At 52.8% G+C, this 2316-nt stretch carries 1 protein-coding gene; it reads left to right on the forward strand.

Annotated features, from left to right (window positions below; genetic code table 11):
- Positions 1 to 663: 663 nt before the first annotated feature.
- Positions 664 to 1551: an exonuclease domain-containing protein gene (locus BN2475_RS28705; RefSeq protein ID WP_094782820.1), complete on the forward strand. Its 888-nt coding sequence runs from the start codon at positions 664 to 666 to the stop codon at positions 1549 to 1551.
- Positions 1552 to 2316: the final 765 nt, after the last annotated feature.

A 2316-nucleotide genomic window follows, 5' to 3' on the forward strand; every position in this document is an offset into this window, starting at 1 on the left:
ATCGAATAAACCTAAACGCGCGCTGCCCCAACACGACGACGAATGAGGGCGATTCTGAGAACCTGATAGCTCGCTGTTCCGTCCAGCGCCCTTTCGTGGGTGCGTACAGAGCAAATGCAGCTCCTGATCATTCAGGAAACCATGATCCCGTAAGACGCTTATGGCCGACTATTGCCTCAACGATCTGCACCTCTATGCGATCGCGGCTGGCACGGTAAGCGCTACATCTTAGCTTTGCCCCCAGATTACAAAGATATCCGAAATGTGCGCTCTCGAACGGCGCATTGGCCGGCTTGAGTGTGTAGTTAGCTCGACGTGACTGCAGTAATGCGATGCGGCAGCGCTTTTGCACGTTGACCCACGTTTGTGGCTTAGGAGGCAGCTTGGCGGCCACGCAATGCATCCTGCCTTCGGAGAAATATTCTGCCTGATGCCAGAGGCGGAAGAATGAAGCGCTTTGCCACCGCCGACGCGCGCGGGCCGATTTGTATAAGCGGTAACTTAGCACTTCGCACGAGGGTAAACGTTAGCGCCGGATTCTAAATCTGGTTCTACGGAATCGCAGCGGATTTTAGTCGATCGAAAAAGTGTACGGGGTGTCAGATGCTCGATGGCCTGTGAGCGCTGGCGACGAAAAAAAACAGAGACGAAGGGAACAACATCATGGCCGAGAAATTCGTCGCCATTGACTTTGAAACCGCAAACGCCAGCCTTGCCAGCATATGTCAGGTAGGGGCGGTTACGTTTGAGGATGGGAGAGTCGTTGACAGTTGGGGATCGTTGATCAACCCGCAGGACCACTTCGACTGGGTTAATGTCGATATTCACGGGATCGACGCAACTACGGTCAAAGACGCGCCGACATTCCAACAAATCTACCCTGCGATGCTGGATCGCCTGCGAGATCAGGTTGTGGTCAGTCATACTTCATTTGACCGAACTGCGCTGTTCCAGGCCATCGCGAAGCACAACCTCACTGGTGTTTCCTGCCGATGGCTTGATTCGGCTCGCGTGGTCCGCCGCGCATGGGCGCAATGGTCGCGCTCGGGGTACGGGCTATCCAATGTGTGCGGTGCGTTGGGGATACGCTTCACTGCCCACGATGCCGTCGAGGATGCACGAGCCGCAGGGGAAGTGCTTCTCCAAGCAATTAGCACATCAGGCATTGGACTTGATGCCTGGATGACTCTTGTTCAGAAGCCAATCAACGTCAATGCCCGAAAGCCAATCGGTCCCACCTTCTCAAATCAAATCGCAATGAAGGGCAACCCTGACGGCGCGCTCGCTGGAGAAGAAATCGTTTTCACGGGTACGCTGACATTGGCGCGCTGCGAGGCCGCAGTGCTTGCCGCCCAGGCTGGGTGCCAAGTTGCTACGGGCATAAGAAGGACAACTACACTTCTCGTCGTTGGAGACCTTGATATTCGGCAATTAGCCGGACACCAGAAGAGTATCAAACAAAGAAAAGCAGAAGAACTAATAGCAAAAGGGCATCCGATTCGAATCCTGACGGAAAGTGATTTCCTTCGTATCGTCGATCTCGTGCATTAATCAACATACCTTTCGATCGGAGTTCCCATCATCATGCCGGCTTACCCTCCTGACGTAGATAGTGTTCGGGGCTTGTTGGAAAACAGAGACCTGAAAATTGTCCTGGATTCTCCCAATAATGACTATCGCATCGAATACTCCACGACATCCTCCAAAGATCACCTAACCGGTAAGTCACGACAAACCCGGACTTATCGACTCCTTGATCTAGTAAGGGGCGGAGTTATCTCTGAGCCATGGGATGCGTATGATCTTGACAAGCAAGCGAAGCTGATAACAAACCTGATCAGGTTCAGCCGGTATCGCCTGGCGAACGTATTCTGCGGCTGGGAAATCACCTGTCCAATATGTGGGTACGTTATGCACGGCAAGATCTGGAAATCGGTCCCCAGAAAGTGTACAGCCCAAAGTCCGCGAAAATGTCGCGCTCTAATTGATGAAAAAAGCATTACCGAAGTTCCATTCAGACCAGTTGTGCATGAGATCCTGGGCATCGGTGAAATCGACGACAACCCAAAACAAAAGCAGTTCATTGAAGTGCGTTCATACCTGCGAGATCCAGAGGCCGCGAGGCATGAGCGTGAGGGGAACTAAATGCGGCGCAAGCGCGGTGAAGGAACCGTCGTCCATGCAGTCCGTTAGCTGACAAGGCTTGCGCTTGTCACTCCCCCTGAACTATCGCCGCCCCCAAAAAATTCAGACAAAGTGACTTTGAGTGGCTAAGTTCGTTTAGGTTTATTCGATGCCTGCCATCGGCCGCATGAA

Source organism: Paraburkholderia ribeironis (assembly GCF_900019265.1).
GTDB lineage: Bacteria > Pseudomonadota > Gammaproteobacteria > Burkholderiales > Burkholderiaceae > Paraburkholderia > Paraburkholderia ribeironis.